This is a genomic window from Thiobacillus sp., assembly GCF_024708915.1.
The window spans coordinates 1-7,961 of sequence record NZ_JANJXQ010000090.1; the positions used below are offsets into that span (position 1 = coordinate 1).

General features: G+C 63.2%; 5 protein-coding genes and 1 pseudogene. 5 read left to right on the plus strand and 1 reads right to left on the minus strand.

Features of this window, described 5'->3' with window-relative positions; all coding sequences use genetic code 11:
* Positions 1-360 precede the first annotated feature (360 nt).
* The 5 genes from Q0L94_RS07185 (at position 361) to Q0L94_RS07205 (ending at position 7,149) form a co-directional block, all read left to right on the plus strand.
* Entirely contained in the window at positions 361-804 is a 444-nt protein-coding gene (locus tag Q0L94_RS07185) for an Hsp20/alpha crystallin family protein (protein ID WP_296751825.1), read from the plus strand.
* Positions 805-1,086: 282 nt separating this feature from the next.
* Positions 1,087-4,716, plus strand: a complete 3,630-nt coding sequence (locus tag Q0L94_RS07190) for an EAL domain-containing protein (RefSeq protein ID WP_296751827.1) — start codon at positions 1,087-1,089, stop codon at positions 4,714-4,716.
* A complete protein-coding gene (locus Q0L94_RS07195) occupies positions 4,713-5,240 on the plus strand; it encodes a TraR/DksA family transcriptional regulator (protein WP_296751830.1) in 528 nt (175 codons plus the stop codon). The genes Q0L94_RS07190 and Q0L94_RS07195 overlap by 4 nt, the downstream gene beginning before the upstream one ends.
* Positions 5,241-5,285: 45 nt before the next feature.
* A complete protein-coding gene (gene raiA, locus Q0L94_RS07200; protein ID WP_296751833.1) occupies positions 5,286-5,591 on the plus strand; it encodes a ribosome-associated translation inhibitor RaiA in 306 nt (101 codons plus the stop codon).
* A gap of 46 nt (positions 5,592-5,637) precedes the next feature.
* Entirely contained in the window at positions 5,638-7,149 is a 1,512-nt protein-coding gene (locus tag Q0L94_RS07205; protein ID WP_296751836.1) for a bifunctional aminoglycoside phosphotransferase/ATP-binding protein, read from the plus strand.
* 214 nt (positions 7,150-7,363) lie between these two features.
* Here Q0L94_RS07205 and Q0L94_RS07210 read toward each other — a convergent pair.
* Positions 7,364-7,961: pseudogene (locus Q0L94_RS07210) on the minus strand (MBL fold metallo-hydrolase); the annotation flags it as partial.

Sequence of the window (7,961 nt, forward strand, 5' to 3'; positions counted from 1 at the left end):
GACGTAATGAAACGGATGGATTTTTTCGCAGGGCAAGGCGCGAGGAGGCGACATAGCCGGCTCTATGGCAACGACGAGCAACGCCGCCATGCGGAAAAAGACGCCGTTTCATGTTGCGATATTTCTGAGTCACGACACTAGGCTCAGGAAAGAACCACTTTCATACTCCGGGCGCCTTGCGCAGCCACGTATCGAGGCTTTGCACCAGGCAATTGCAGCCCGCCACGGCTCCGCCGGCTGTGAGGGACGACGGCGCCCCCGGTCTTGATTTGCCTTCCCGATGATCTAGGGTTGGATAGGCAGTTGGCAAGGTAACTGCCGTTTTTTCCATCCATCCACTATTCAGATGCGGAGAAACCCATGAGCAAGCTTGCCCGTTACGACCCATTCAGCCTGACCCGTATCGATCCGTTTGAGGACATCGATGACCTGTTCAAGGGCTTTTTCGTTCGCCCGGTTGCCTTCGAAGGGCAAACCCAGATGCAAATCAAGATAGACGTGAAGGAGAACGACGATGCCTATACCGTTCACGCCGACATTCCTGGTGTGAAAAAGGAGGACATCCACGTCAGCATCGACGGCAACCAGGTTTCGATCAGCGCCGAGACGAAGGTGGAAAAGGAAGAGAAAAAGGATGAGAAGGTATTGCGTTCGGAACGCTACAGCGGCAAGGTGGTGCGTAGCTTCACTCTGGCACACGACGTGGACGAAGCCAAAGCCCAGGCCAAATACAGCGACGGCGTGCTGGAACTGAGCCTGCCGAAGAAAGCGGTGAGTTCGGCCAGGAAACTGGCGATCCAGTGATTTCCCGAATTTCAGGCGAAGGCGGCATCCTGGGGGTGCCGCTTTTTTTCGTCCGCATGCGCTCAGCCGTCGAAAAAATCATATAGAACAAAAAGCTGCCAACGAATCCATAGACAGATTCGCTCTCCAGTTTACAATCGCAAAGATGAGTGTCCATTATCTTCACATGGTCATTGTTGTCCTCATACTGACGACTGTCCCCGGCGCGCAATCCGCACTGCAAGAGCTGCCGCAACCGTTCGGAGCCCGGCCATAGGCGCGTTTCCCATCTCCGTTCGCCTGTTGGCGAGTTATCTGCTGGTGGCCGTGCTGCCGCTGGCGGGGCTGGCCGCTTTTTATCTGGCCTCGTTCGAAGCGTCGCTGCGCGAAACCGTGCTGGCGAACATGGCCACGATCGCGGACAAAAAAGCCGAGCAAATCGACAGCTATATGGCTGAACGGCTGGCGGACGCCAAACAGCTCAGCCAGAGGAACGTCATCCGCAACGGCCTTGCCGCCCTGGAGCGCGCCTTCCACGCGGGCGGTCTGAACGCCCCCGCCTACCGGGCCGCCGCACAGCGCTTGCGCGACAGCCTGGGTACCTCCTACGGAGCCGACGGCTTTTACGACCTGCTGCTGATCGACAAGGCCGGCAACGTGGTGTTTTCGATCGCGCAAGAGCCGGATACCGGCGCCAGCCTGAAACACGGCGCTTATCGCGACACCCAGCTGGCGAAAGGATTCGATCAGGCGGTGCAAACCCAGCAGCCCCATCTCAGTTCTTTTGCGCTTTATCCGCCGTCCGGAAACCAGCCTGCGGCCTTTCTGGTGGTGCCGCTGCTGGAAAACGGCATGGTGGCCGGCGCGCTCGCATTGCAGCTGGATGTAAGCAGGCTGGAATCGGTGACGGCCGACCGCACCGGCCTGGGGCGCACCGGCGAAACGGTGCTGGTGCAGAAAGACGGAAACGACGCTGTTTACACCGCCCCGCTCAGACATGTCCGGGAGGCTGCCTACCGCTACCGCAAGCCGCTCCAGGAGACGCCATGGCCAATGCAAAAAGTGCTGTCCGGAGATCGCGGCCGCGGCATCGTTCGCGACTACGCTGGCATCGAAAACGTGGCGGCCTGGCGCTATCTGCCCGCCCTGGACTGGGGCATGGTGGTGAAGATCGACACCGCCGAGGCGTTGGCGCCGGCCATGCAGCTGCGCCGGACAACCTGTCTCGCGCTGGGATTTTTCCTGCTGCTGTCCGGCATTGCGGCCTATTTTCTGGGACGCGGGCTGTCGCGCCCGATCCGCAGCCTCACCGGGGTGGTCGACCGCATTGCTGCCGGCGACTTGTCGCAGCGGGCACCGCACGAAAAGATCGATGAACTGAACCGGCTGGCCCGCGCCATCAATCGCATGACCGACGCCCTGGCGGATACCCGCCATAACCTGGAAGCCCAGGTGGAAGCGCGCTCGCAGGAGCTGCGCGAACTATCCTCGCTGCAGGGCGCGATTCTCGATCAGGCCGGAGCCCTGGTGCTGGTGCTCGACCGCGAAGGACGCATCCGCCGCTTCAATCGCGCCTGCGAGAAGCTGACGCACTATTCCTTTGCGGAAGCCGAGGGACGTTTTGTCTGGGATTTCCTGCTGACGCCGGAAGAACGGGAAAGTGTGCACAAGGAGGCATTCAATGCCCTCGCCCGCAATCCGCATGTCTTGTGCGCATCGCATACCAATTACTGGGTTGCCCGGGACGGGACCAGGCGGCTGATCGAGTGGTCGAATACCCTGCTGCTCGACGAGCGCGGCGAGACGGCCTTCATGGTCAGCATCGGCATCGACGTGACGGAAAAAAGAATGGCCGAGGCAGCACTCCAGGAAAGCGAGCGACGCCTCAGCGCAGCGCAGCGCATCGCCCAGGTCGGCAGTTGGGAACTCGATCCGGCCAGCGGCAAGCTGACCTGGTCGGACGAGATATTCCGTCTCTTCGAGGTCGACAAGGCGACCTTCGACGTCTCCTACGAGGCATTCCTGAGCGCGATCCATCCGGAAGACCGCGACCGCGTCGACCGGGCCTACACCGACTCGCTGACGACCCGCATCCCCTACGAAGTCGTCCACCGGCTGCGCATGCCGGATGGCCGTATCAAATGGGTGAACGAGCGTTGCGAGACGTTCTACGACGCGCAAGGCGCAGCGCTCCGCTCCAGCGGCACCGTGCAGGACATCACCGAGCGCAAACAGGCGGAAGAAGCGCTGCGGCTCTATGCCAACGTGTTCGAGCACAGCGGCGAGGCCATCCTCATCACCGACAGCGGCAACCGCATCCTGGCGGTGAATTCCGCCTTCACCCGCCTGACGGGCTACGGCATCGACGAAATTCGCGGCGACAACCCCCGCATTCTCGCTTCCGGGCAGACGCCCGCCGAAACCTACCAGGCCATGTGGACCGCATTGAACGAGACGGGCTACTGGCAGGGCGAGATCATCGACCGCCGCAAGGACGCCACCCTCTATCCGAAATGGATGTCGATATCCGCCGTACGCGATGCCGGCGGCCATATCGCCCATTACGTCGCCAGTTTCACCGACATCTCGGAACGCAAGGCGGCCGAAGCGCAGATCCGCCATTTGGCGTATCACGATGCCCTGACCGGCCTGCTCAATCGCTTCAGCCTGCAAAGCCAGCTGGAACAGGCGCTGGCCACGGCGCGTCGCGAGCAGCGCGCCCTGGCGGTGATATTCCTCGACCTGGATCGGTTCAAAACCATCAACGACACCCTGGGCCACGCCGTCGGCGACGCCTTGCTCAGGGAAGTGGCGCGCCGCCTGCGCGACAACGTGCGCGAGAGCGACATCGTGGCACGCCTGGGCGGCGACGAATTCGTGGTGGTGCTGACCGACGTGGACGATGTCACGGCCGCCGCCCGCGTTGCGCACAAGATTCTGCAGATGCTGGCCCAGCGCTACCGTATCGGCGAAAAGGAACTGCATTCGACGGCGAGCATCGGCCTCGCGTTATATCCTGACGACGGCGAAGACGGCGACGCGCTGATGAAGAACGCCGACGCCGCCATGTACCACGCCAAATCGCTGGGCCGCAACAATGTCCAGTTTTTCACCGCAGAAATGAACCTGGTCGCGGTAAAACGCCTGATGCTGGAACACGACTTGCGGGTGGCGATCGAGACAAATCAGTTCGAGCTGCATTACCAGCCGCAACTGGACAGCCGGAATGGCCGCGCCGTCGGGGTCGAGGCCCTGGTGCGCTGGCGCCATCCGCGCGACGGCCTGGTGTCGCCGGCCCTGTTCATTCCGGTTGCCGAGGAAACGGGAATGATCCTGCCGCTGGGCGGGTGGGTGCTGGGCGAGGCCTGCCGCCAGCTCCGCGCATGGCGCGACGCCGGGGTCGCGGAGGTGACCATGGCCGTGAATCTGTCGGCGCATCAACTGCACTCCCCTGTTCTGCTGGCGCAGGTTGCGCAAGCGCTGAAAAAACACGGTTTGACGGGCGCCGACCTCGAATTTGAAATCACCGAATCGGCGGCCATGCACGACCCCGATGCCAGCATCCGCCAGCTCAAGGCCCTGCGCGATCTCGGCGTGCGTCTGTCGATCGACGATTTCGGCACAGGCTATTCTTCGCTCAGCTATCTCAAGCTGCTGCCCATCCACACCCTGAAGCTCGACCAGTCCTTCGTCCGCGACATCGAGAGCGACGCCAACGATGTCGCCATCTGCACCGCCACCATCGCGCTTGCCCACAACCTGGGGCTGGCCGTGACCGCGGAAGGCGTGGAAACCGAGGCGCAGCGTCTCCTGTTGACCTCGCATCACTGCGATTTCATGCAGGGATATCTGTTCAGCAAGCCGCTGCCGGCCGCTGCCGCGCTGGCATTCATCCAGGCACGGCCACCCGTAGTCTGCGCCAATCCTGGGTGAAACCCCTCCGCCATCCTGTCCGGGCGCGCCAACCGCAATCGGCTTGGCCGGTCGCTATTGAAATGGGTGCTTGCTATCCTGATGTTTCCGACAGGCAGTTCCAACCCGACCGCGCAGGAGGTTCGATGGCCGCACTTCATCAATCCCAACTCGATCAACTCGTCGCAAAACTCAAAACGGATTACCAGACGCTGTTGCGCGAAGTGCGCGAAGAACTGGCAAACTCGGGCAATCGGCATCGCATCGACCTGCTCAACGGCGAACCCGGCGACAGCGGCGATGAATCGATGGCAAATGCGCTGGCGGATTTCAACGTGGCGATCCTGGACCGTCAGATTCTGGAGCTGCGGGATATCGAGGCTGCATTCCGGCGCATCGAGAACGAGGAATATGCTGTGTGCATCGACTGCAGCGGAGAGATCGGTTTTAATCGCCTGATGGCCTACCCGACCGCCAAGCGCTGCATCGCGTGCCAGGAACAGCGCGAAAAGCAATACGCCCAGGAAGGCCGCCCGAAAATGTAATCTGAACAGAATCGTCCCGCTTCATCCCAACCAACGGAGTCCCGCATGAAAACCCCGCTTCAAATCACCTTCCGCGACATTCCCCATTCCGACGCCCTAGACACGCATATCCGCGACAAGGTGCACAAGCTCGAACAGGTCTTTGCCGACATCGTCAGCTGCCGGGTGGTAGTCGAACAGCCCGCCAGGCATCAGCAGCAAGGCAAGCTGTTCAACGTCCGCATCGACCTTGGCGTACCCGGTTCCGAGATCGTGGTGGACAGGCAGCAGAACGAAGACGTCTACGCCGCGCTGCGCGACGCCTTCGATGCCGCGAAACGGCAGCTGGACGACTACGCGCGCCAGCTGTAAGGATGCGCGCCACGGTCAGGCAGGCACGGACGCGATGCCGGAAGCGATGAACGGCACGTCCGAACTGGTCCGCAGCCTGCACGACCCGGCCTGCTACGACCACGCGGCGGGGCCGGTCCGGACGATCGAAACCCACATCTCCCACGTCCTGCTCACCGGCGAATTCGCCTACAAGATCAAGAAACCGCTCAATCTCGGCTTCCTCGATTTCAGCAGCCTCGACAAGCGCCTGCACGCCTGCTGCGACGAAGTGCGGCTCAACCGTCGCCTTGCGCCGGCGATCTATCTCGACGTCGTGCCCATCACCGGCACCCCCGCCACCCCGCGCATCAACGGCGCCGGCACTGCCTTCGAATACGCGGTGAAAATGCGCCAGTTCCCGCCGGACGCCACCCTCGACCGGCTCGATGCGCAGGGCCGAATGACCGCACGGCAGGTCGAAACCATCGCCGCCACCATCGCCCGCTTCCATCTGCAGGGATGCGCGCGTGCTGCGGAAGATCAGCCGTGGAGCAGCCCGGACGCCATCCGGCAGCCGGCGGCGCAGAATTTCCTGCAGATCGCACCGCACCTCGACGCCGCCGCCGACCGCCGGCAACTCGACGCCCTGCAGCGCTGGAGCGATGCCGAGCATGCACGGCTCGCCCCGCTGATGGCTGCGCGCAAGCGCGGCGGCTTCGTGCGCGAATGCCACGGCGACCTGCACCTCGGCAACCTGGCCTGGGTCGACGACCAGCTGCTGGTGTTCGACTGTCTCGAATTCAATCCGGAACTGCGCTGGATCGACATCCAGTCCGAGGCCGCGTTCGCCTACATGGACCTGCTGCAGCGCAACCACGCGGACTGGGCCTGGCTGTTTCTCAACGTCTGGCTGGAGCAGACCGGCGATTATGCGGGCCTTGCGCTGCTGCGCTATTACGCGGTCTACCGCGCGCTGGTGCGCGCCAAGGTCGCCGCGATACGCAGCGGACAGACCGCGGGCCCGGAACGCGCCGCTGCGCTCGCCGAAACGCGCACGCTGCTGGAGCTGGCGGCGGCACTGACGCGGCCCCTGTCCCTGCGCCTCGACGTCACCCATGGCCTGTCGGGCTCCGGCAAGACCACCGTCACCCGCACCCTGATGCAGGCCCCCGGCGCCATCCGCCTGCGCTCCGACGTCGAGCGCAAACGCCTTGCCGGGCTCGACGCCCTGGCGCGCAGCGGCTCGGCGGTCGGAGCGCATCTCTACGCCGCCGACGCCACCCGGCAAACCTACCGCCGTCTGGCCGACCTCGCCGGCCAGTTGCTCGGCGCCGGCTGGCCGGTCATCGTCGACGCCACCTTCACCGCGCGCTGGCAACGCGACCTGCTGCGCGAAACCGCGCGCGCGCACCAGGTCGAATTCCGCATCCTCGATTTTCCGGTTGCGGCCGCCACCCTGCGCGAGCGCATCGTGCACCGGTCGCGCACCGGCAGCGATGCCTCCGAAGCCGATCTCGCCGTGCTGCAGCATCAGCTCGATACCGAAGAGCCGCTCGGCGCCGACGAGCAGGCCGAGATTGTCCGTATCGGCCAATAGTTGTAGCGGGTTGCGCAGAGCTGCTTTGAAATGTGCGCCGTGGCGCATTGATTCTGTTGGCTCGACGATAGGTGTTCGCCCAGGAGACTCATGATGTATGGCGTGAAATAGCGCCAGCAACCAACTGTTTAAAAATGTTTTATTAAAAGCGGAATTGTGTGCCGAGGCTTCGCCGCCCCTGCGACTGCGGAGACGGCATCGCGCAGGAATCGGATCACGTCATGCCGGGCCGTGGGGCGGCTGTTTTTCCCACCGCGCAGATATTTTTTCCCAGTTCCAGCTCCTGCGCCTGGCGCTCGTCCGGACTGACCAGCCCGGCATTGGCCCGCTTGATCTCGACATAGGCCGGCGGAAACAGCGGCAGGTTCGCCAGGATATGGTCGCAGAAAGCCTTTTCGCCCTCGGCCAGCTTGAGCAGGCCCGGATTGCGCTGTTTGAGTTCGCCCAGAGTGGCGCGGAAGACGCCGTTTCCATCGCCTGCCGCGATATCGCTGAAATGGGCCGGCAGCACCACCGTCTCGTCCGGCAGTTCTGCCATCCGCTTCAGCGATTCGTAAAGCAGCGGGGTCCATGCCTCGGCTTTGCCGCCCAGGTCCGGGCGGGCGACGGATTCCAGGAACAGGCTGTCGCCGCTCAGCAGATAACGCCCCTCGATGAGAAAGGCGACCATTCCCAGGGTATGGCCGGGAAAATGCAATGCCCTGACCTCAGCCCGGCCGATGCGAAGCGTCTGCCCCGCCTCCAGCGGGCGATATGCCACCCGGGCGGGCAGCATGTCTACGGGATGGATCGCGTCGTAGGGATGCAGATGG